17 protein-coding genes are annotated in these 22,265 nt (G+C 59.3%); 14 read left to right on the top strand and 3 right to left on the bottom strand.

What is annotated here, in order from left to right; all coding sequences use genetic code 11:
- The 14 genes from ACK8CO_RS06240 (at position 1) to ACK8CO_RS06175 (ending at position 18,076) form a co-directional block, all read left to right on the top strand.
- Positions 1-2,274, top strand: a complete 2,274-nt coding sequence (locus ACK8CO_RS06240; RefSeq protein ID WP_414898546.1) for a Mov34/MPN/PAD-1 family protein — start codon at positions 1-3, stop codon at positions 2,272-2,274.
- Positions 2,271-3,428 (top strand): patatin-like phospholipase family protein, encoded by a 1,158-nt coding sequence (locus ACK8CO_RS06235; protein WP_414898545.1) that lies wholly within the window; start codon positions 2,271-2,273, stop codon positions 3,426-3,428. The genes ACK8CO_RS06240 and ACK8CO_RS06235 overlap by 4 nt, the downstream gene beginning before the upstream one ends.
- Before the next feature lie 195 nt (positions 3,429-3,623).
- Positions 3,624-3,959, top strand: coding sequence for a helix-turn-helix domain-containing protein (locus tag ACK8CO_RS06230; RefSeq protein WP_118137043.1), 336 nt, complete (start codon positions 3,624-3,626; stop codon positions 3,957-3,959).
- A complete protein-coding gene (locus tag ACK8CO_RS06225; RefSeq protein WP_414898544.1) occupies positions 3,952-5,199 on the top strand; it encodes a type II toxin-antitoxin system HipA family toxin in 1,248 nt (415 codons plus the stop codon). Before ACK8CO_RS06230 ends, ACK8CO_RS06225 begins: the two co-directional genes overlap by 8 nt.
- 443 nt (positions 5,200-5,642) lie before the next feature.
- The gene (locus ACK8CO_RS06220; RefSeq protein ID WP_414898543.1) at positions 5,643-6,269 is read left to right on the top strand and encodes a hypothetical protein; all 627 of its coding nucleotides are present in this window, start codon (positions 5,643-5,645) and stop codon (positions 6,267-6,269) included.
- A 130-nt stretch (positions 6,270-6,399) separates the two neighbouring features.
- A complete protein-coding gene (locus tag ACK8CO_RS06215) occupies positions 6,400-6,639 on the top strand; it encodes a hypothetical protein (RefSeq protein ID WP_414898542.1) in 240 nt (79 codons plus the stop codon).
- A gap of 252 nt (positions 6,640-6,891) precedes the next feature.
- On the top strand, positions 6,892-7,575 hold the full coding sequence (locus ACK8CO_RS06210) for a hypothetical protein (protein WP_414898541.1): 684 nt from the start codon (positions 6,892-6,894) through the stop codon (positions 7,573-7,575).
- 360 nt (positions 7,576-7,935) lie between these two features.
- Complete coding sequence (locus ACK8CO_RS06205) at positions 7,936-10,158, top strand: Mu transposase C-terminal domain-containing protein (protein WP_414898540.1); 2,223 nt, start codon at positions 7,936-7,938, stop codon at positions 10,156-10,158.
- A gap of 2 nt (positions 10,159-10,160) precedes the next feature.
- Positions 10,161-11,114 carry a TniB family NTP-binding protein gene (locus tag ACK8CO_RS06200; RefSeq protein ID WP_414898539.1) on the top strand — a complete coding sequence of 318 codons (954 nt, stop codon included), beginning with the start codon at positions 10,161-10,163 and terminating at the stop codon, positions 11,112-11,114.
- Between the two features lie 10 nt (positions 11,115-11,124).
- The gene (locus ACK8CO_RS06195) at positions 11,125-12,441 is read left to right on the top strand and encodes a TniQ family protein (RefSeq protein ID WP_414898538.1); all 1,317 of its coding nucleotides are present in this window, start codon (positions 11,125-11,127) and stop codon (positions 12,439-12,441) included.
- 153 nt (positions 12,442-12,594) lie between these two features.
- Positions 12,595-14,856, top strand: coding sequence for an AAA family ATPase (locus ACK8CO_RS06190; RefSeq protein WP_414898537.1), 2,262 nt, complete (start codon positions 12,595-12,597; stop codon positions 14,854-14,856).
- Between the two features lie 185 nt (positions 14,857-15,041).
- Positions 15,042-15,509, top strand: a complete 468-nt coding sequence (locus tag ACK8CO_RS06185; RefSeq protein ID WP_414898536.1) for a hypothetical protein — start codon at positions 15,042-15,044, stop codon at positions 15,507-15,509.
- Positions 15,510-15,548: 39 nt separating this feature from the next.
- Complete coding sequence (locus ACK8CO_RS06180; RefSeq protein WP_414898535.1) at positions 15,549-16,115, top strand: hypothetical protein; 567 nt, start codon at positions 15,549-15,551, stop codon at positions 16,113-16,115.
- A gap of 1,109 nt (positions 16,116-17,224) precedes the next feature.
- On the top strand, positions 17,225-18,076 hold the full coding sequence (locus ACK8CO_RS06175) for a hypothetical protein (protein WP_414898534.1): 852 nt from the start codon (positions 17,225-17,227) through the stop codon (positions 18,074-18,076).
- 245 nt (positions 18,077-18,321) lie between these two features.
- Here the strand turns inward: ACK8CO_RS06175 and ACK8CO_RS06170 are convergent, their stop codons facing one another.
- The 3 genes from ACK8CO_RS06170 to ACK8CO_RS06160 all read right to left on the bottom strand — a co-directional run bounded on the left by ACK8CO_RS06170 (position 18,322) and on the right by ACK8CO_RS06160 (position 21,953).
- Complete coding sequence (locus tag ACK8CO_RS06170) at positions 18,322-19,761, bottom strand: IS1182 family transposase (RefSeq protein WP_414898533.1); 1,440 nt, start codon at positions 19,759-19,761, stop codon at positions 18,322-18,324.
- 177 nt (positions 19,762-19,938) lie between these two features.
- Positions 19,939-20,598 (bottom strand): hypothetical protein, encoded by a 660-nt coding sequence (locus ACK8CO_RS06165; protein WP_414898532.1) that lies wholly within the window; start codon positions 20,596-20,598, stop codon positions 19,939-19,941.
- A 374-nt stretch (positions 20,599-20,972) separates the two neighbouring features.
- Entirely contained in the window at positions 20,973-21,953 is a 981-nt protein-coding gene (locus tag ACK8CO_RS06160) for a metallophosphoesterase family protein (protein ID WP_414898531.1), read from the bottom strand.
- Positions 21,954-22,265: the final 312 nt, after the last annotated feature.

Raw genomic sequence — 22,265 nt, 5'->3', positions numbered from 1 at the left:
TTGACGGAAGTTGGTCTGCATAGCTGGTGGGTTGAATTTGGTGACCCAATCAATGCTGCGGACAGCGCCATCGGCGCCGTCCGTATTCTGGCCGACTATATCAGTGACGGCGGTGCAGCTGGCGTTACTTTAGTTGGCGCGCGCCAGGCCGCAGACGGCCAGCTGGCCGCTCTACTTCTCGAAATCGAGGTCGAACGTCCGCAGGAACTCGCCGCGCCCATTCGGGGAATTGAACCGGTAGCTGTCGTCTTTGGCGAGGAATCAAAGCCGCCCAGTGTTCTTGCACTACGCTCGGACTTCCCCGAGACGATGCATCAGAATTGGTCACCCGAAGGGTATCCGCGGGCACTTTGCATCGATGATCGTCCCTGGCAAGAAGCGCGCCTGACTTACACGTCGGCAGATTTTTTGCGGCGCATTCAGCTGTGGCTGGCCAAAGCTGCTGCCGGCGACTTGCATGATCAGGCGCAGCCTCTCGAACCGCTCTTCTTCTACAGCCCTATGACGCTTGTTGTTCCAAGGGCCGCCTTGCATGATGGTGCCGAGCCTGCGGAACTCCTTGGATTCGTTCGAGGGGATAACAAGTCGATCATTATCACTCAGCTGGCTGATTTGCGTCGGGACGACCCGCCGGCATTTGTGGTGGTGCCGGTGTCCGTCGCGCCGCAGGGGATGCAGCGTATCCAGTTCGCTCCCCAGGCGCTGAATGGGCTCGCCAGTCAGCTATCAGCGTGCGGTTTCGATTTGGTCGCTTTACTGCGGCAGAGGCTCACATCCTGGGCAGGCCTGGGAAACGACGCTGTGCGGCGACTTAATGCCAGGATCGCCATTGTCGTTGCCTTTCCGGTTTCCGATGAAGCCGGCCGGACTGCCCACGACCTGCGAGCGTTCGTTACTCATGAATGCGCCGGGGAAGTGGGGGTGGCACTGGGAGCCCTTGCAAAAAACAATAGCGGCAAGGGCGCAAGTGAGGCCTACCTTCAAACCTTGTTCTCTGCTCCCGACGCAGAACTACAGGCTATTCGCATCGAGCCTGCCGACGTTCACTTGGAATTTGATCGCAACATCGGCGCGGCCGTCAGCGGCGAAGTCGAGCCTGACCAGCGAAAGGCGGTGCTGATTGGTGCGGGTTCACTGGGCTCGCACTTGGCCACCACTCTCGCCCGCGAAGGACATTTCACCTGGACGGTCGTGGATGACGACATTCTCCTGCCGCACAACTTCGCACGCCATGCCCTCTTCCCGGATGATACGGGGGCTCCGAAAGCGCCTGCCCTTGCCCACTACGTCAGCAGGCTGACTGGCGAACCGGCGCATGGGCTGAATGCCAACATCCTGACTGCTGATGGCGCATCCCAAACCGGTCTGGCTGAGGCAATCTCAAACGCGGATCTTATCCTCGACTCCTCAGCATCGGTCGCGGTATCCCGGCACATTTCCAACCTAGCTGGTGCAGCGCGGCGTATTTCGATCTTTTTCAACCCGGAGGGCTCCGCCATCGTGCTGCTCGCCGAGAGCGCTGATCGGGGCATCAAGCTGCAGGAGCTGGAAGCCCAGTATCATCGCTTGATCCAGACAAGACCTGACCTAGGAGCCCACCTTCGGGTATCAGGCGACGGCCTACGTTACAGCGGCTCCTGCCGAGCTCTGACCAACCGCATCCCTGCATCTTCGGCGGCGCTCCTGAGCGCAATCGCATCCCGCGCCGTGGTCGAAGCGGCAAAGGCTCCATTTGGGCGTGTATCTATCTGGACAGTGCAAGACGACCTTAGCGTTTCACTGAACCATGAAGATGGTGAGGTCGTCGAGCGCATCTCGCTTGGCGCATGGGTCGTCAGTTATGGTGCCTCTGTCGCCCAGGAGATTGCCCAGCTTCGGGCGGAAAGTCTTCCCAGTGAAACGGGTGGGGTTCTCCTGGGCATTGTGGACACGAGCCGCCAGACCATCCAAATCGTCCGGGCAATGGCTGCGCCGGTGGACAGCAGAGGCAGTGCTCACGCCTTTGAACGTGGCGTCATGGGACTTGCCGACGCTGTAAGCGAAGCAACCAAGCGATCACTTTATCAGGTGCGGTATGTCGGTGAGTGGCACTCCCACCCTCAGGGATCGTCTACAAGACCCAGCGCCACCGACATCCGTCAGATGTGCTGGCTGACCGAAGAATTGCAGAACGAGGATCTTCCGGCCTTGATGGGTATTGCCGGTGACAATGGCGCATTCAGGCTGATGTTGGGGAACCGGTCTGCGTACGATGCCGACGAGGCGGCTCAATGACCGAGCCTGGTGCAGCCGAAGACATCCAGAGCAAGTTCGTCAAAAATGGTGTTGGCGGGGATTTCCTCCAAGCGCGCAAGGTCGAGGATAAGATCGGACTTTGCCTGTCGGGTGGCGGATACCGCGCGACAATCTACCATCTCGGCGCGCTAATTCGGCTCAACGAACTCGGATATCTCGCTAGAATTGATGAGGTGGCCAGTGTCTCAGGTGGATCGATCGCAGCTGGCTTCCTGGCGCTGAAATGGAGCGATCTGGACTTCGACGCCTCTGGTGTCGCCAGGAACCTCTACCACGAAGTGGTTGTCCCGCTCCTTCGCTTCGTTGGCATCGGGATCGACACCCGGGCCATCCTTTACAGCTTTCTACCTGGATGTGCTGCCGCGGATAGCATTGCGCGTGCCTATGACCGGCACCTCTATCAAGGGGCCACTCTACAAGACCTGTCGGACCGTCCGCGTTTCACCTTTATGGCCACAAATCTCCAGACCGGTAGCGGCTGGCGATTTTCTAAGGCTTACGCGGCAGACTACCGCGTCGGCATCATAGACAAGCCCGATCTGCCGCTCTCAAAAGTAGTCGCGGCGTCATCGGCTTTCCCGCCTCTATTGTCGCCAGTTGCAATCGATTTGACGGGTCAACGCGTCAAGGCAGCCGCAGGTGCTGACCTTCACCGGCCACCTTTCACCGAGCGCGCCGTACTTACGGACGGCGGCGTCTACGACAACCTTGGCCTGGAGCGTGTGTGGAAGCGCTGTCGCACGATCCTTGTCAGTGACGCAGGGAAGACGATCCCGGAAGTCGGAAAACCTGGCGGTCGATGGGTCGGGCAAACGTACCGGACGCTCAACATCATCCAGCAGCAAGTCCAGAACTCACGTCAGCGTATCCTGTTCGGCATGGCTAACTCGGGTCAGAGAAATGTCGTATACTGGGACATTGGGTCTGCGCCGGAGCAATATGGTATCGAACATGGTACGGCGCTGTCGCGTGAAGAGGCTCGCGAAGCGGCCGACTTGCGAACGAGGCTCAATCCGTTCTCCAGCGTCGAGCAGAGGCTTCTCGTTAAGGCCGGCTACGCCGGCGCGGATGCAGCCCTCAAGGCGCGCGGCTTTATCCCGGACATTCCGGCTAACTTTCCAGTTCTGCCCTGATGGCGCAAAGAGCACTGCGGCGATATCAACTACGCCGGCGTAGTGCTGACTGTCGCTGGTGCCCACAACGAGCGACTGTAGACTAGCTGCCGGCCTGGGAAATGAAGTGGCGAATGACGCTGCATCTGTAAATCTCTTCAAAGATTGTCGGCTTCGTGCTACATATGTCTATAATATGTAGTGCGAAGCTGACAGATGCCAACACCTCACAATCCTCCGGCCGCTGTGCGGCGCGCGCTGCGCAAGCTCGGCGCGGACATCCAGGACGCCCGGCGGCGTCGGCGGTTGCCGATGGCCGTCGTAGCAGAGCGAGCTTTCACGTCGCGGTCGACACTCCAGAAGATCGAGGCCGGAGACACCAGTGTCAGCATCGGCATCTATGCCAGCGTCCTCCAGGCGCTTGGGTTACTGGAGGGGCTAAGCCAAGTGGCGGATATCGCCAACGACAGCGTCGGCCAGGCGCTGGCCAGTGCCGACTTGCCGAAGAGTGTCCACCTCAAGCGGCCAGCGGGACCGTCGCGCGATGGCTGATTTTGAGGTCCACGTCGATCTGAAGGGCCGCCTGCATCCTGTCGGACTGGCGCGCAGCAACCGTGTCCGCGGTGGTGAGACCATCCTGTTCGAGTACGATCCTGCCTGGCTGAAGGATGCAGAACGGTTCTCGCTTGAGCCTGCTCTCCCCATAACGCGTGGCGCCTTTGCTCCACCGGCGGGGCTGTCGACCTTTGGCTCGATTGGCGACTCCGCGCCCGACACCTGGGGGCGCCGTCTCATGCAACGTTCGGAGCGACGCAGCGCCGAAAGGGATCGCCGCGCCTTGCGCACGTTGACCGAAAGCGATTATCTTCTGGGTGTCGCCGACGAGACCCGGCTTGGCGCGCTTCGCTTCCGGCGGGTGAACGAGGAGTCGTTCCTCGCACCGATCCGCGCGGGGGTTCCGGCCTTGATCGAACTCGGGCGTCTCCTTCAGGTCACCGAACGGATCCTGCGGGATGAGGAAACCGACGAGGACCTCCAGCTCATCTTTGCGCCTGGCTCGTCGCTGGGCGGCGCGCGTCCGAAGGCCTCGGTCATCGATCAGCATGGTCATCTTTCCATTGCCAAGTTCCCGAAGGAAACCGACGAATACAGCATGGAGACATGGGAGGAGATTGCCCTCCGACTGGCCGGCCAGGCCGGTATCGTCACGCCGCACCACGAACTCGTCGATGTGGCGGGCAAGAAGGTCATGCTGTCCCGGCGGTTCGATCGCGAAGGCGCCGTGCGGATCCCGTTCCTGTCAGCGATGGCGATGATGGGCGCCAAGGATGGCGAGCGCGGAAGCTATCCCGAAATCGTTGACGCTCTGGCCGAGCATGGCGCACAGGGCAAGACCGATGCCCAGGCCCTGTATCGCCGTGTCGTCTTCAGCGTGCTGATCTCCAATGTCGACGATCATCTGCGCAACCACGGCTTCCTCTGGCGCGGCAAGGCGGGATGGTCGCTGTCGCCAGCCTATGATCTCAATCCGGTGCCGACCGACATCAAGGCGCGGGTGCTGACCACCAATATCGATCTCGACGAGGGCTCCTGTTCGCTTGATCTGCTTGAAGAGGCTTCAGAATACTTCGCCCTGACGCTCGCGCAGGCGCGCGCAATCATCAAGGAGGTGGCCACAGTCACGGCCACCTGGCGCGAGACCGCAAAGTCGGTCGGTGCGCGATCGGCTGAGATCAACCGCATGGCCAGCGCCTTCGAGCATGAAGATCTGCAGCGCGCGCTGGCGCTATGACGCGACCATGCCTCCGCGGATTTGACACGCCATCGGTCAGGGTGCAGCCTCTTGAGGGCGCGTTCTATTTGCTTGCGCCTAGGATGACCTCCGGAAAGGGAAGCCCATGATTGGTCCGTTGATCTGCATAGCTGGCATGGTGATCAGCGTCGTGGGGTCAGTCCATTGCTGGCTGGTCTACCGGGAGTCTGCGCGCAGTGCCCGCGTCGACCCCGAGAGGGTCCGGCGCTTTGTGGAAAGCGCGCCGCTGCACCGCCTTGAGGAGCTGAAGGCGAAGCGCCCGGTGTGCCGGTGCTGCGGTGCGCCGCTCGAGGCGCGCGGGGCGTAAGCTCAGGGCGCGCGCGGCGGCTGCATATTTTACGGAAAAACTTTTACCGTAAACTTGACGCGTGATCTGCGAGGTGGCATAACGCCCCCAAGGACACTTCACGAGGACAGCTTTCATGGCGACGAAAGGGGAAATGGTGCGGGCGCTTGCCCAGCGGTTCGACCTGAACCCCAACAAGGTCGACGCGATGACGCGTGCCATGGCGCGGGCGGGACTGCGAACGCCTGGCGGCCGTGGCCGGGCGGCGGCGGACATGACGGGGGAGGATATCTTTCATCTCACCCTGGCACTTGTCATGGGGCTGGAGACCAAGGATGCGCCTGAGGCCGTGCGGGAACTCTCGCAGCTTCGGCTTGTGCGCGGGAACCTGTTTCTTGACGGCCATATCCAATGGGAAGCCAACTGCGATGCAGGAGGGGAGAGCAAGTTGCTTGATGCCCTGAACCGGTTGCCTGTCGCTGGCCTGCAGCTGCATCGCACCTTTGGCGCATTCTGCGGCCACTGGCTCGAGGAGGGGTTCGAGGATGCCGACGAAGGGTTCAACTCTGCCCCGGTCTCTGTTGAGGTCAGTTCAAACGGGCCGCATGCCGTGTTCTCGCACCGATCCGACAAGGGCAGTCTGAAGCTCTGGTTTGGTGATGCTGCTAGGGATCTGAAAACACCGGAATGGGAGCGGCGGACGATCCTGTCCGACAAGCTCTTCCGGCGGCTGTCGCAGCTCGCCCGCAGCGGCGCGTCCTGACCGAATCCCGGCGCCTTCCTGGCGCGGAGAACCGAATGATTTGCCGAATTCGATTCGCGAAATCGGAGTGATTTCATGATGTGCGCCGCTGAATTGGCGTGCGTTCTCAACTATCCACAGAGTTATCCCGATGAAAATGACCATTCAAAAATTTTCTGAAGCTCACAGCGCCCACGTTTCGGGCGGTGCTGAAGAACTTCCGGTCATCTTTTCGCAAAATCTGCTGGATGATCTGAAAATCGGAGGCATGCGCCTTTCCGATCTTGAGGCCGGAATTTGCGAAAATTCGGCCCCCGAAACCCCGCTCTCCCGGCGGTCTGGACAGGTGGGTCCGGTGTCTCTTATGGGCAATTCCCGAATATGCGGCTGATCTCCTGACGCGGTTCTGATCTCTCAGTTCCAGTCAGGTTACAGGCGCTCATCGGAAGAAACTGTCCAAAGAGGCTCAAACACCCAAAACCAGATATAGGCGCTTGGCGCCCGAATGAACCGTGCGAAAGCCCGATCCCAGTGATACACCTGCCGATTAGCATGATGCTGTCGCCAGGACAAGGACGGCTCTCCGCGCATTTCTAAAATCGTCATAGCCCGAGAATGTCAATTTCTCGGGGCGGGAGAAATCATGTCTGACCTTTCCATCGGCGGCGGCGTCCGCCTGCCCGAACCCAGCCGTGGCAACCGTGCCACCCAGGTCGGTTCGACCCAACACTTCACCGGCAGTATCGTCCTGGGCTCCGGCCCCGGCATTCGCACCGGGGTAGAAAGCCATCTCGAGGCGCAAGCGGCTCTGCTGCTGGCAGCGCGGCCCGAAGTGCGGGGCCTCGTTGAACAGGTCCGTTTCGACTGGTTCGATGAAGATGGCGAAATCCACAAGCACTACATCGACCTGGTCGCCACCGAGCATGATGGCACCGTTATCGGCTATGCCGTACGCCCGTTGGGACGGGTGAAGGACGCCTATTTGGCGCAGCTGGCCCGCGTGAAGGAGCAGGCCATCGCTCAGGGGGTTCTGGACGACTTCCGTCTGTTCACCGAACGGGATGTCTGCCCGGTCGAGTTCTTCAATGCGAAGCTCTTCCATTCGGTGCGGCGGCCGGACTGCTTCGGCGATCCCGTGGCCCGGGATGTCGTCGGCCGGATGACCGGCGTCGTCACGATCGAAAGCCTGGTCGAGCAGACCGGTCTTGACGGGATGGGCTTCCGCGCACTCGTTCGGCTGATCCGGTCCGGGCACCTCCAGATGGTAAGCTATGAGCGTATCGAGCACTCCAGCTTGGTGTTCAAGGTGAAGGAGGTCTGCGCATGACTGTCGACCGTTCCCGGAGCTCCGATCTGGTTGCGCCGCGCCGCAAGGGCTCCAAACGGGTCCCTTCCGCACCTGTCGGTCCTGTCGAGCACGACACCAGGGCTGCTTGGTGGGGTACGCCTGTTGTTCCGGCCTGGATGATCCTCGACGGAGGCTCGGCTTTCCGGTGTCAGAAGGGTCTGCAGGTCGCCTCTGATCTGGCCGTAACCTCCGGCGCCTGAGCCCAGGACGGCAGACGACGCCGTCCGCACCGCAACCCGCACTCACTCGACCCACCCCTCTTCCAGGCGGTGCCGTTCGGCGACCGCACTCTCTCCTGCTGCCTTGTGCAGCGCCAAACATCCGCAAAAGGACTTCAAAATGGATCTCTCCTTCACCACCGAAAATTCCCGCTATGCCTTCGGCAGCTTCGATCGCATCACCGTGGACGGCACGGCCTTCCGCCTCCACATGGAAACCGAGGTTGGGGTCGTCCTGACCCAGGATGACGACACGGGCTTTTCCCGGCAGTTCTCGCATCAGGATCTTTCCCGCCTGGGAGGCCTGGGCCGGATCCGCGTCGAGCGGAACTACTTCAATCCGGACGCTGCGCGTAAGCGTCAGCTGGCGCATGGCGTATCGCTTTCTGCACTCTCCGGGCGACCGCTGCGCCGGTTCGTTCGCAAGGATGCCTATTGCCAGGCGGCAATCGACATGCATCGCGAGAAGCTGCTGAAATTCACCGATGCGTCCATTGACGCGTCCATGGACATGCTGGTGGGCCGTGCGACACAGCTGGCATCCAAGCATATTCCTTGTGGTGCCATGAACGTTCTGCCCTCCGAGAACATGGGAGAGGCGCCCAGTGCTCGGACGCTGCGCAGGTGGCTTGCAGAGCGCTACGATCTGAACCTGATCGGCCATCTGGACAAGATGGATCGGCGCGGATGGCGGGGGACCCGTCTCGACCCCGAGGTGGCCGCCATCATGCATGAGGAAGTGCAAGGGTATCTGTCGCGCGACAAGCCGACGATGCAGCAAATCTACGAGAATGTCGCGTTGGCCATCCATGAGCGCAACGAACACTATACCGAAGAGGGAGATCACCTCAGCGTGCCGAGCCGCGAGACCGTGCGTCGGGCGATCCGGGCACTGGATCCGTTTCGCGTGGAAGTAGCCCGTAATGGCGAGGCCGCAGCCCGCAAAAGGTTCCGGCCAGTTCTGAATGGTCTCGGCGTGACTCGCCCGTTGGAACGCGTCGAGATCGACGAATGGACGGTGGACGTCTCGACCCTGCTCGAGAGCAAAAACATCTACGGCATGCTTAGCGATGATGAGAAGCGGCAACTCGGCCTATACATCAAAGGCGACGACAAAGATCCCCGCTACAAGGAAAAGGCCAAGGCCAAGGATCGCTGGACGCTTACCGCAGCGATCTGCTGTGCCACGCGCTGCATTGTCGGCATGGTCCTGAGCCGCTCGGCGAACTCCGAGGCCGCGGTGCAGCTCCTGCAGATGATCACGACCAACAAGGGGGCGTGGGCGGATGCCGTCGGGGCGCTGACGCCTTGGGACATGCATGGCACGCCCGAGTTGATCGTTTTCGATGGAGGCTCTGCCTTCAAGTCGATGCGCTTTCGCATGGCGGCTGAGGATCTCGGCGTGATGTGGCAAATGGCGATGAACGGTGTGCCGGAGAACCGCGGAACGATCGAGCGTGCATTCGGAAGCTTCCGGAGCGACTTCGCGCCGCGTCTGTCGGGGCACACGTTCTCCAGCATCATGGAGAAGGGCGATGCGGATCCCGAGAAGCGCGCAGCACTCACCCTGGACGAATTCACCTTCGCGCTGCTGCGGTGGGTGATCGACATCTACCACAACACGCCCCATCACGGGCTGGGCGGAGAAACCCCTGTGAAGGCCTGGCGTCGCCTGTCGAAGCTGCATGGCGTGACGCCGCCGCCGGATGCGGAGATGATGCGGCTGTGCTTCGGCCAGGAGCGTGAGTATCGCCTCGACAAGACCGGCATCACCATTCTGGGCGTTCGTTACCAGTCCGAAGCATCCCAGCAGCATTTCCGCCATGAAGAGCCGGAAAAGGTTTCCGTGCGCTGGCACCCCAAGGACATCGGCGCCATCTCTGTCAAACGGGGCAAGACCTGGTACGAGGTGCCTGCGCTCGACCCGTCGCTGCAAGGTGTCGCAGCCCAGACCTGGCTGACGGCTGTGCGTCATGTTCGCAACGCGAACCCGAAGTCGAACCGCCTCGACAACGTCGCCGTCCGTGACGCCATCACGGCGATCAAGGCGCGCAACGAAGCCGCGATGGCCGCGGCCGGCCTCAACCTCGAGGACTGGTCCGAGAAACGCTGCGCGAAGGAGGAGAAGAAGCTTCTGGCCGGCATCGAGTTCGTTGAGCGCAAGGAGCTGCGCCAGGCGAAAGACGGTCTCGGCATGGAGATCCCCGCCTCCTCCGAGCTGACCGTGGCGGCTGAGAAACCCAGCACGCCGGAGGCGCCCGCCAAACCCGCGAAGCGGGCCACCAAAGCGCGCGGCGTCACGCCCACCTCGCCCAAGTCCAACATGACCATCGAGGAGGACTGATCATGGCACAAGCTGATACCGCAAAGAGCGCCCTGGAACGGGTCCGCAGCCTTCACATCGGTTCCGCACGTGATGCCGAGGCGGCAATGCATACGACGCGCCTTCTTGCCACGGACGAACAGGGGCATCTGACCCCTATCGCCAAACGCTTCACCCGCACCGGTGAAACCCGTGGGGTCATGCTGATCGGGGGGCCGGGAAGCGGCAAGTCCCATCTGTTGGAGCGCACGCTGTCCAAGCTCATGGTGCTGCAGGAGGGCGAATACGGGCGGCCGCGCTATCTTGGATGTTCGGTGCCGAGCCCAGCGACGTTCAAGAGTATGACGCTCGCCCTGCTGGCGGAGAGTGGCTACCCCGATGCGAACCCGCGCAAGGAGGCTTGGTCGCTCTGGCAGGATCTGCGTCACCGCTTGCAGCTTCTCGGGATCTCAGTGCTCTGGATCGACGAGGCGCAGGACCTCTTCTGCGCGGACCGCAAGCTGATCCTACGGGCGCTGAAATCCCTGATGCAGGGGGACGATGCCGTCATCGTGGTCCTGTCCGGCACGGAGGACCTCGCCAAGGTCATTCGCACGGATCCGCAGGTGCAGCGCAGGTTCACCGCGATGGTGCTGCCCGATCTCGTGGAGCAGGTCGATGGCGACAGTTTCCGCGATGTCATCACCCAATACTGCGAGCGGGTGGGGCTCGGGGCGCCGATCGAAGCGGATCTGATCGGACGCATCTTCCACGGGGCACGCTATCGGTTCGGACGGGCCCTCGAGCTGCTGCTGCAGGCCATGGAAATCGCCATCGGACGCGGCGATGAAGATCTGGATATCGGGCATTTCGCGGCGGCCTACGCGATGAACGAGGCCTGCACGGCCGCCGACAACGTCTTCTACGCCGAACACTACTGGCTCCTGAAGCCCGATGAGGTCGAGGAAGAAGAACAACCTCGTCGGAAAAAGCGGTGAGGGCGGTATCATGAGCGCGCTTTTCCCCATGCTGCCGTTTGCCGATGATGAGACGCCTCTGTCCTGGGCGGCTCGGCAGGCTGCGTTCCACACCCGCGGCCGCGCTCTCGCGTTTTTGACGGATCTCGGCATTCCCCTCGTGGACCTCGCGCGGGGCGACGAGCCGGCGGTCTTGCGTCTGTGCGAGAGGGCAGGGCACGATCCCGCAGCGGTGTTGCGCAATACGATCAGCGCAGTTGGTGGGCGGCGCTACCAGTTGCGGGGGCTGGAGTTCGCAGCCGAGTTCACGACCGGTCCTGTGACACGGATCTGTCCTGCCTGCCTGGACGATGATCTCACCGGGGCGGGTTTGCCCGGTACCGCGTTGCGTCATCGGCTCATCTGGCGGTTGGCTCCGGTGCGGACCTGTCCGATCCACGGAACAGCGCTCCGGGATCTGCGGGCGGGGAGGTGGGATGACATCGCGCATGAGCTGCAGGCCATGACGTCCTTGATCGATGCCGAGCGGCAGGTGCCGGATCGTGCCCGCGTTGTCTCGCCGCTGCAGGCCTACGCGGTGGCGCGTCTGGAGGGCTGCCCCGGGCCCGCCTGGCTGGATGGTCAGGATATCGACCAAGCAGTGCGCGCGACCGAGATGCTGGGCGCCCTCGAGGCCTTTGGCCCGAAGCTGAAAGCCTCGGACATGAACGAGGACATGTGGGATGCGGCCGGGCGTGCGGGCTGGCCCATCGTGTCGGAAGGCGGCGCGGCGATCCGGGAGTATCTCATGGCGCGCGTCACGGCATGCAGAGGGAAGAGAGCCGCGCCGCGCGCGGCCTTTGGCATGTTGCATGCTTGGCTCTCCGGTAGCCGACTGTCCAAGAACCCGGGGCCTATTCGCGACATGCTCCGGGATGTGATCCTCGAGACCACCCCGCTCAGCAAGGGACACATGCTCTTGGGCAAGCCGGTTACTGATCCCCACCTCTGCAGCGTGGCGTCGATTGCGAAGGCTGAAGGTCTCGACGCCAGAACCCTGCGCAACGTCCTGCAGGTCGCGGGGCTTTTGAGCTCGGCAGAAGCGGAACAGGGGAGCAACCGGCTCGTGGCTGACTACACCGCAGCGCGCGATCTGATCGATGTCGTAAAGCATGCTGTCCCGGTCACGCGCCTGCCGAGCATGCTCGGAGCTTCCCGCCCGCTGGTCGCGCTTCTCATCGAGATCGGGCAGCTGCACCGCGTGCAGGATCACCGTGCCCTGGCGAGCAAGATCGGCAAGCCGACATTCGCTACGTTTGCGAACCAACAGGTATTGAGGGCAAGAGGCCGTAGTTTGCAGCGGGTATGAAAAGCTGCTTGAACGTGCCGCGCTTCCGCCCGCTTTCGGTGAAAACTTCGCTGTCCAGGTTGCGAAACTTTGACGACAGTGCCACACTTTCTCAGAAAGATACGTCCAACCAAGTATTTGATGCATTGCAGCTGTCGCCAGCGAGGTTAACAATTGATCGAGAGTCTCCATTTGGCCAATGTAGGTGCATACGATACCGCAGGCACCAAGCTCGAAGGGTTGAAAAAGCTCAACTTCATCTTCGGTTCGAACGGATCAGGCAAGACAACGATTTCTCGTGTTGTCGAAAGCACGGTAGCTTTCCCTAACTGCCAAGTAGCTTGGGCAGGCGGAAGTCCACTGGAAACCCGCGTCTATAATAGGGACTTTGTCGAGAAGCACTTCGATGCGGAAAGCAGCATAAAGGGCATCTACACGTTCGGCGAGAACGTTGAGGTCGCCGAGAAGATCAAGACGCTTAAGGGCGAAGCCGATGGAATAAAAGCGAAGCTTGACAAACTGCGAAAGAACCTCAGCGGCGAGGATGGTACTAGCGGGAAGAAGAAAGAACGAGAAGTTCTCGCAGCGCAGTTCCTACAAGATGTTTGGGATGCCAAGGGAAAGTTCAGTGATTTGAAAGATGCTTTCGCTGGGCTAAACAGCGACAAAAAGAAGTTCCGCGACCACTATCTTGCCGAGGCTTTAAGCAACGTAGCTACAGTGAAGGATATTGCTGAGCTTCGCGAAGACGCCGCGACTGTGTTCTCGGGGTCGCTGACAAAAGCAAATGTCTTACCCAATCTGGATATCTCAGAGGTTTCCGCGTTAGAGGACTCGGCCGTCCTCAAGAAGAAGATCATCGGCAAGGAAGATGTGGATATCGCGGCGCTGATCGAAAAACTCGGTAATAGTGACTGGGTCCAACAAGGCCGTCCGTATTTCGATCAACTGGAAGATCAGTGCCCGTTTTGCCAACAAAAGACAGATGAAGCCTTCAGGCAAAGCCTAGAGGCGTATTTTGACGAGAGTTACATTGCCGACCTCGTGGCTATCGACAAGCTGCTTGCCGACTATACCAATGCAGCAAGAGAATTACTGACCACTTGCAGCGTGTCCGACATTGTAGATTCACCCTATCTTGACCGCAAGGCCTTCGAGAAGGATGTCGCAGCCCTTCGCTTGGCTCTCGACAGCAACGTTGAGCACGTCAAAGCGAAGCGGAAAGAGCCTAGCGCCCCAGCAACGCTTATTGATACAGCCCAGCTGCTCGCGGCGGTGAACTCCCACATCGTAACGGCCAACAAGAAGGTCAAAGTCAACAACGACACCATCGAGAATCTTGCAGCCAGAAAGAAAGAGTTGACTTCGCAGATTTGGAAAAGTTTTCTCGAAGACACAAAGGCGATTTACGATAAATTCAAAGTTGAAACTGGTGGGCTCGACAAGGCAATCAGCTCACTAGAAATTCAGATTGAAAAAGAAACAAAGAACTTCGACGACAAGCAGGAAGAGATAGAAGAAAACGAGCGGAAGATCACTAGCATCAAGCCAACGATTGAAGCCATCAACAAGCTTTTGAAGTCATTTGGCTTCACAAACTTCCATCTCTTAGAAAGCTCGGGCGAAGGGTATTATGAAGTCAAACGCGCAGACGGAAGCGATGCCAAGCGAACCCTAAGCGAAGGAGAGAAGTCCTTCATAACATTTTTATATTTTTATTATCTGGTTGGCGGGTCATTCAGTTCGAGCGGCGGCACGGCTGACAAGATTGTTGTGTTCGATGACCCCGTTTCGAGCCTCGACGCAGACATTCTCTTCATAGTTTGCAATCTGATAAAATCAATCATTGCCGAAATGCGAACGGGCACAAGTGCGATCAAACAGGTGTTTGTTCTCACGCATAATATCTACTTCCACAAGGAAGTGACGTTCGACAAGAAGCGCAGCGCTGCCACGGCAAGAAGTGACGAGACGTTTTGGGTCGTACGCAAAACCTCCCAACGATCTGAGCTCATGCCTTTTACGGAGAATCCGATTAAGTCGAGCTATGAAATTCTCTGGCGAGAGGTCAGGCAGAAGCCGCCTTCAGACACGGCAATCCAGAACGTCATGCGTAGAATCCTCGAACACTACTTCAAGTTCTACGGGGGCATTACGCCCGAGACCATTGTCGAAAAGTTCGACGGCAAGGACAAAATGATCTGTAGCACCCTGCTCTCTTGGGTGAATGACGGATCGCACTTCGCCACGGATGACCTCTACATGGCTTGTAATCCAAGCCAAGTCGATCGCTACCTGAACGTGTTCCAGAGAATTTTCGAAGAGTCCGACCACGGGGGTCATTTCAAAATGATGATGGGCGATGACTATGTGGAACTGCCCACTGAAGAAGCCCATGACACCGACATTGCATCGGTTGAGCCCGAGGACGCCTGAACCGTAAGCCGCACAGCTGCATCACAACGTGATTGCGTTGTCCACTGCGGGGGGGATTACTCACATGGCCAAGGTCGGCTCTGGGCCGTCACCGCACCGCGCGCGCCCAAGCTTTGGACTGGCGGGTGCCCAGGCCATCCTGTCCTAGGAGTGGGCTCGGGGGCGGTACAACAAAGGAGGCTATGATGAGACTTGAGGATATCGCTCCTGACGTGCGCAACCGAGCGTTCGAATTCTTCTATTGGTTTTCGAGGTTTGAGTTCGCTCTCAAAGAGAACAGGTTTTTGAAGAACCAAACTCCAGGCTCACGCGCTGAACCTGGATGGGACCAGTTCGTCGAGAAGTACGAAGCAGCCTATAACCTCTCGGCCGCGGGATCGCAGCTAGTTGACGAGGCCCCACAGCGTCAGATTGTTGGGCAACACAGGCTGGAGTTCATTCCAGTCGGCTTTGACGATCAACCAGCTGAACTAGAGAAAGTCGTGCGTCTCCTCAAAACGGTTCGAAACAACCTCTTCCACGGAGGCAAGCACGGTGTCGAAGGTTGGGATGATCCAGGACGAACAGTGCTTCTTATGAGCCTGTGTATCGATATTCTCGACGAGCTTGCCGAATTAGCTGGGATTGAGGCGGACTACAAGCGTTACTATTGACTGAAGGCGATAGAAATAAAGGACAAAAGGAACCTGAATATGGGGAGTATGGGGGAACTGCACAGCAGGCTTCACGGCGGTTTGTGGCACACCACACGTCCTGACCGATTACTGTCCATCGTTGAAGTTCAGGCAATATTAGTAGAACCCGATATCCATAATCGAGAGAGGTCAAATACTGCCAATGGGCCGAAAAATTACCCAATCTCTCGAACTATTGGAGGTATAAGTCTATTTGATTTTGATGGATTCGATCCGGAGAGCTATGAGAAGCAGTTTCCGGTGAGCTCCTGGCATTTCTTTGTCCCATATGTTCGGCGCTGGCAAGGTGCTGTGTGGCTGGAAATCGAACGTGACGTTGTGAGAGAACAGTTGGTGTCACCCACTGCTCTACTCAGAAAATGGAAGGAAGAACGACTTTACGGTCATAATATTTTGCCGGCGTTGGAGGCCACGCATGTAGGTGACGTTCCGACTTCGGCAATTAGTTCTGCGTTTTTAACCTGGGATGATGGGCGGGAAGTTCGCGAATTCAGTATTCGAAACTTTGACCACAAAATCTTCACTAAGATGCTGCGAGAATGGCAGGAGGCTGTCGGAAAATAGTCCACTGGCAAGTGATCATTTTGGCAGCGTGGGAGGCACATTGCCGAGCGAATTGGCCTCGAAAGATTTATTGTAAGATGTATTCCATTTTTAAATTCGGTTGATGCATTGACAATCAATGCCCACTCGGCAGGTTGCGAATGCAGCAATAGTTGGCACTGGTCAAAGGCAGGTATGGGCCGAGGCTGTGTGAAAACTCGTTCAGGCATGGTCGACCCAGAAACGACGTTCTCCCATAGGAGCAAGGGCAGTTTTTCGTTCTGGCTTAAGCCGCCGCATACGGGCCACTGGGGAAACTGTTCCCGACAATTTCTCGGGACTGGACTTTTCACACAGCCTCGGCCGAGGCTGTGTGGAAACTCGATCGAACATGACCGGCGGCAGCACAATGTTCTCCGGCAGGCGCGCTTGTGATGTTTTGTTCCGACTTCAACGGCCGTGGGCGGCCTGGCAAGGAAATCGTCCTTCGCGATTTCAGGGAATCTGAGTTTTCACACAGTCTCGGCCGTCATCTCTCGATGCTTATCAACTTTGGGCTAAACAGACGCGGACCTTTTACAGCAGGCGAAGACATGCGGCCCTTCAAACCTTTCCGAATTTGGGATGCGAATTCTTCCAAACTGGCTACACGGATGTAGTCTTTTTCGAAGCGCGTTGGGGAGACAACATATGTCCCATCTTCGTGTCGATGCGGCGTGACAACCTCACCCTTCTGCGGCCCACGTGAGACTTTCGCGACGATCTTCATTTGCGATCTAGCCTTCTAGCAATCTTCGCCAAGTTGATCACTTGGCGAAATTGTGTGCAATCATCAATGACTGTATAGGCTGGATAACAAAGGCTCGTCCATCTCAAAGCAAAGTATGATCGGTTTGCATCAGCTGCGCTGCAGCGTTTTTGCCGAGCCCGAAGGTCCGCCCCCGGACCGACACAAGGCGTAGCCAGCGCCTGCCGTCAAAGGCGGCTTTGGGCCGGGACGCGTCTTGATCGCTAACGGCTGAGAAGCAGAGCCTAAGTTCTGCGCCGGCGGCGAACAGAGTGGGCGCCGGTCGTGTTGCCCCGCTACCTGCACTTGCTTAAGATCGTCCAGAACACCGGGGTACCGAAGCATGTACGATGAAAGTCCAATGCCGCGGGCGGCTCTTCTCGCGCTGATCTCTGACCAGATTCCGGAGGTCTATCCGGACTATGGAACTAAAAAAACTCAAGCGCTTGCCCAACGTGTCTTAGAGGATCTCTACATACTGGCGAGATGTGCGATCAGTAAATGTCGTGTGACCTACACCGATGCGATAACGCTTCGTGGCCATGGCAACAGGCAAAACGGCAGATGGCTGGATGACGTCTATAGCTTCGCCATCTCTCCCTTGGGCTTCCCGGACCTCACCATGCTGGTCGTGAACGCTGCTACCGGGCAGCCGAGCGAAGATGCCTTCGAGGCACGCCGGGGCAAGCTCAGCGAAATCCCGATATCAGAAGTCCCTCGGGAGCAGAACCGGTGCGTTTGGTTCGATGGCTATGAAGCAGTGCTCGGGCCGCTGGAGCCTATTCCGGCGAAATATCACTACGCGCGATCAGTGATGCGGGAGCCGGCTCAGGAGGCCGAGATCCGTCGGGCAGTGTCGAATGCGATCCAGCGTGTGAATGGCGTCGGCAAGGTGACCATGAAGGTCGGCAAGGAGTACATGGGCTCTGGAAACTACTCCGAGCTCTGTCTTCTGACGAGCCAGCTTCTGAAGATGCAGAAAGGTCGCTGTGCCCTCACCGGACAGCCTTTCGAGGAGCGCTCGACCGAAGAGGGCGGCATTCAAGATGATCGGATGTCACTAGACCGGATCGACAACTCCCGCGGCTACTACGATGGGAACGTCCAGCTCGTGACGCAGTTCGCAAACCGCGCGCGTGGACAGATGTCGATCCAGGAAGCCCGGCGCCGGCTCACTCAGTATGAGGAGCCTTGATCGCTTACCTATCTGAATCGTCACTAACGGTCGGTTCGGGAAAGCTGCGACGCAGCGAGGCCCATCCCGGCGAATGGCGGCTTAGGGCCGAGGCTGTGTGGAAACGCGCCGGCGCGGGCTGTCGGCTGCTGGTTGGCCGCGCTGCTCGCTTTCAGCCGCCTCCGACACTCTTTGCGCGCGTGGCGGCGTGGTTATCCCTTTCAGGCAAGGCGTGGCGTCTGCGCTTGAGGCGCGACAGCCCCCGATCAGGCGACAATGGCCCGCATCAGGCCCCGAATGCCCATCAACGCGACCACTCGCTTGATATTGTAGGCAAGGACATTCAGCGCCATTTCGGTGCCGACGTTCTTCAGCCTCCGCGTCAGGAAATGGGTGTGCCCCATCCAAGCCTTGAGTGTGCCGAATGGGTGTTCGACCGTGCAGCGGCGCAGGGTCATCGGATCGGCCTCCCCACCCAGTCTTTTGCGCATCGCATCAACCAGATGCTCATGGTCCCAGCGGGTGATCCGGCGTTCCTTGCCGCTGGTGCAGCGGTGACGGACCGGACAGCTCTGGCATTCATTGGTCCAGTAGCGGCCGACCCGCAGCCCGTCCTCCTCGCGCGTGTAACGGTAGGTCAGCTCTTCGCCTGCCGGGCAGACGTAGGCATCGCGGGCCGGGTCGTACGCGAAGTCGGCCTTCACATACATGCCCCTGGCCCGGCTGCCCGATGTCTCGGGGCGCGGCACGGTCGTGGTGATCCCCGCCTGATGGCAGGCCAGGATCTGAGACCCGCTGAAGTATCCCTTGTCGGCAATGGCGTGCAGGTCGTCGCGCTGAAGGACCTCCCTGGCCGCGGCCGCCATCGGGCTCAGCTGGTCGCGGTCGAAGCCCTGATTGGTCACGTCATGTGCAACGATCAGATGCGTCCCGGTATCGACCGCGGTCTGGACGTTGTAGCCGACCATGCCGCTGTGCCGGGCGCTGGTCGCCATGGCGCGGGCATCGGGATCCGTCAGCGAGATCTGCCCGTCGGGCGCCTTGGTCAGGGCCTTCTCCATTGCCTTCAGCCGGGCAATCTCCTGCCGGATACGACCGTAGCGGCGAGCGAGATGGGCGACCTTGTCAGCCCGGGCTTCCCCCTCTTCCTGGCGGTCGATACGGGCCATGTCATCGACATACCGCGAGACATCAGCCTCCAGATGGGCCAAGCGGCTGGCGATCTTGTTCTTTGTGAAGTTCCTGTCGCGGTTGTTCACGGCCTTGAACTTGCTGCCGTCGATGGCCACGCAATCGCTCTTCAGCACCCCGATCCGCCGGCACAGCTCCACGAACTGCGCGCAGGTCCTGCGGATCGCTGCCCCGTTATCGCGCCGGAAATCGGCGATGGTCTTGTGATCGGGCACCAGGCGGCCGGTCAGCCACATCACCTCGACATTGCGACCCGCCTCACGCTCCAGGCGACGGCTGGACGGGATGCGGGTCAGATAGCCGTAGATGAAGAGCTTCAGCAGCACAGCCGGATGGTAGCCCGGGCGACCGGTTCGGGCGGGCACACAACGCTCGAAGTCGAGCGCCGGAAGATCAAGCTCCTCGACGAAGAGATCGATGACACGGACCAGGTGATCCTCGCCGATCCAGTCCTCGAGACGATCAGGGAAAAGCGTGACCTGTTCCCGGTCGATGCCGTCGATGAAACCCACCATCCCTGTCTCCCGCTGCCTCGCGGAAGCTTACCACGAGACAGCGTTTCCACACAGCCTCGGCCGGGTCAATCAGATTCACACCTGTCTCTCGCACGCGATCTTGATTGAAGACTGTGCAAGCTCGGCCATGACTGAATGCCGACGCGGCAGGTGCTTGTCAGCACCGTCTTCCGGGAGTCATTCTTCGATCAGAGCCTCATACTCCGACACTACCCTGTTGAGCATCGCGCAGAAGGTAGCGCGCTCATCCCCAGAAAGTGGGTTCCTGTCTAGTGAGAACGTGGTGCCGCGCATGACATCTAGGACCCGTATTTGTTGAGCGGGAACGCGTGGTAATGCTTGTGAACATACCCATAGAGCAATTGATGCGGCCTCCTCTGAGACCACGGGGGCCGGGAAGAAGTACGGATACACAAGATACTCATCACCGCGACCATCGATAACGGAAAGCAGGTTCTCAACTGATATCGAAATCCCTGCTTCATGTAGTTCAACACTTCCGAAGTGGCGTGCGCCTTGCTCGTAAGGCGCGTTGGTCCACCTCCGGCGCTGCCCCCACCAGAGTAGAAACCCGTCACGTAACTCGGGGTATAGGTTGGCGCGTCGCGGATTAGCATCGATGCGCGCTTCGGTGTCCGTAGATAGATCGCTTAGCCCAAGAGCGTGCTGCTTGGCATCGCGCCAGAAAGGCCCATAGAAGTCACCGCCGCCTTGGTCCGCCCCGTTTTCTCTATTGCGTTCGGTTCGAATGAATGTGCGCAACTCTCGTCGGAGCAGAACTTGATCGGCAAACGACAGTTTTAACGCCTTTCTGAGGGACAAATCCGAAATTGGCATAGCAGCTCCACAGTGCTTCTTCTTCCAGTGGTGATCTGCTTTCTGATTCTAGCAAGGTAAAGTTGCAATTGGGGGGGCGAGCTGCACTCTCACTTCGGCTTATTGCTCTCGACTGGTTTCCTGGAAGCGCCAGATGAAGGCGACACAAGAAGGGTGACGTACAAGGATGTGGTGTAGCTGGCGGTGGCCATCGGGTTTCCCGGCAGGGTCGCCTTGCACAGCGCCTCGAATGGCCGGTTCGGTGAACTGCATCGCCGCGTAGACCGGCCCGATGAATGTCTGCAGGGGGCCGGGAGCAGCGGCGCTTCCGGCTGAGGTCTCACACCTGCGCATCATGCAGTCCCTAGCTGACTTACGACGGTGTCGAGGCGAAGTCACCTCGCCGCTGTATCGTCAGCCGCTGTCGATAGAAGTGCTTCAAGGAGCCCTGGTTCAAACCAATTCCGGTCTTCCAGAACCTCTGCATCGACAACGGTCGGCTGACGCTTCAGCTCGCCCAGGCCAGACGCCATGATGCGTGACATGCGATAGCCGATTGAAACATTCTGGATACGTGTCCCTGCGACTGTGCAGGACAGCCGCCGGTGCGAATGTCCGAAGAACCAGGTGTCGATGTCGCTCCGCTCGAGGACTTCGGTCAGGTTTGAGTGGAAGGCTGGCGTGAGACCATCGATTGGGCCTGCGGCGGACGGGTGCGGGCCGTGGTGCGTGACGACAAAGGTCCTGCCATTGCCGGCGAAATGTGGGGTCGCCAGTCTTTCTTCCAGCCAAGCGCGGTGTTCTCGATGCACGGCGATTATGTCCTCAGGTGTAACCGGGACAATGCGGCGCGGCAGCACCTCGTCCGGATCAAGCCACTCATGACCAGACGCTTCGGTGGAGATCATGTCGAAGTCGCGCATGAACCGGCGTGCGTAGTTCTTGGCAGCCTCCTGATCCCCCAATAGCTCGAAGTCGGTCCAAAGCGTGGCGCAGAGATACCGGTCGCTACGATGGCGGAGTTCGGTCTTCTGCGCGAACCAACTCCCGCTTGCGTGAACCAGGTCACGCAGCCGGTTCTCGTCGTCCAGCCGCCCAGAATAGTAGTCATGGTTTCCGGGGAGGAGGTGGATGCGATCGGCGGGAACATAGCGGCTCAGATATGCGAGCGCGTCCTGCAGTGACGGGCCGAAGGTGTCAGACAGGTCACCCGCGACGATCAAGGCATCGACGTTTTCCCCGAGGAGCCGATCTTCGAGGCCATGAAACTCGAGCGGGTTACTTCCATGCCGCAAATATGACTTGAAATGGAGATCTGCCATTACTGCGACCGCTCCGCCGTTGTCCGGAATTTCGATAATGTTGGGGCTCTGCAACTTGGGCTCCTGAACGACCTACATTCCCCCCGCAAGAGAGAGCGAGCATTGACACCTGACGGGCCGTCTAAGGGGCTGATCCATCAGCATTTCTGTTAGGTCTGTCGCAGCCTTGTCATGTGTGCAAGCCCCTCGCAGCGCCCGCAATTTTTTCGCAAAGGTCGCGGTGCTACCGGAGGCCAGGAGCTGCGGGCCATAATCGGCATTCAGAATATTATTCGCAAACGCGCTGAAGTCTCTATTTTGGAGTTTTTCGCAAAACCCGACGCAACCGTGCTCGCGAAACACGGATCGGAGGTGTTAATTTACCCC

Source organism: Rhodovulum sp. HP10 (genome assembly GCF_047553435.1).
In the GTDB taxonomy this organism is placed as follows: domain Bacteria; phylum Pseudomonadota; class Alphaproteobacteria; order Rhodobacterales; family Rhodobacteraceae; genus Rhodovulum.
The sequence above is the reverse complement of the archived record's forward strand: the minus strand, read 5'-3'. Positions and strand labels throughout refer to the sequence as shown.

Bases quoted from the DNA above. Each gene is read 5' to 3' on its own strand.
- ACK8CO_RS06215 (WP_414898542.1), top strand. From the start codon at position 6,400: ATGAAAATGACCATTCAAAAATTTTCTGAAGCTCACAGCGCCCACGTT.
- ACK8CO_RS06210 (WP_414898541.1), top strand. From the start codon at position 6,892: ATGTCTGACCTTTCCATCGGCGGCGGCGTCCGCCTGCCCGAACCCAGC.
- ACK8CO_RS06180 (WP_414898535.1), top strand. From the start codon at position 15,549: ATGGGGAGTATGGGGGAACTGCACAGCAGGCTTCACGGCGGTTTGTGG.
- ACK8CO_RS06175 (WP_414898534.1), top strand. From the start codon at position 17,225: ATGTACGATGAAAGTCCAATGCCGCGGGCGGCTCTTCTCGCGCTGATC.
- ACK8CO_RS06230 (WP_118137043.1), top strand. From the start codon at position 3,624: ATGCCAACACCTCACAATCCTCCGGCCGCTGTGCGGCGCGCGCTGCGC.
- ACK8CO_RS06225 (WP_414898544.1), top strand. From the start codon at position 3,952: ATGGCTGATTTTGAGGTCCACGTCGATCTGAAGGGCCGCCTGCATCCT.
- ACK8CO_RS06165 (WP_414898532.1), bottom strand. From the start codon at position 20,598: ATGCCAATTTCGGATTTGTCCCTCAGAAAGGCGTTAAAACTGTCGTTT.
- ACK8CO_RS06185 (WP_414898536.1), top strand. From the start codon at position 15,042: ATGAGACTTGAGGATATCGCTCCTGACGTGCGCAACCGAGCGTTCGAA.
- ACK8CO_RS06220 (WP_414898543.1), top strand. From the start codon at position 5,643: ATGGCGACGAAAGGGGAAATGGTGCGGGCGCTTGCCCAGCGGTTCGAC.
- ACK8CO_RS06200 (WP_414898539.1), top strand. From the start codon at position 10,161: ATGGCACAAGCTGATACCGCAAAGAGCGCCCTGGAACGGGTCCGCAGC.
- ACK8CO_RS06170 (WP_414898533.1), bottom strand. From the start codon at position 19,761: ATGGTGGGTTTCATCGACGGCATCGACCGGGAACAGGTCACGCTTTTC.
- ACK8CO_RS06195 (WP_414898538.1), top strand. From the start codon at position 11,125: ATGAGCGCGCTTTTCCCCATGCTGCCGTTTGCCGATGATGAGACGCCT.
- ACK8CO_RS06205 (WP_414898540.1), top strand. From the start codon at position 7,936: ATGGATCTCTCCTTCACCACCGAAAATTCCCGCTATGCCTTCGGCAGC.
- ACK8CO_RS06235 (WP_414898545.1), top strand. From the start codon at position 2,271: ATGACCGAGCCTGGTGCAGCCGAAGACATCCAGAGCAAGTTCGTCAAA.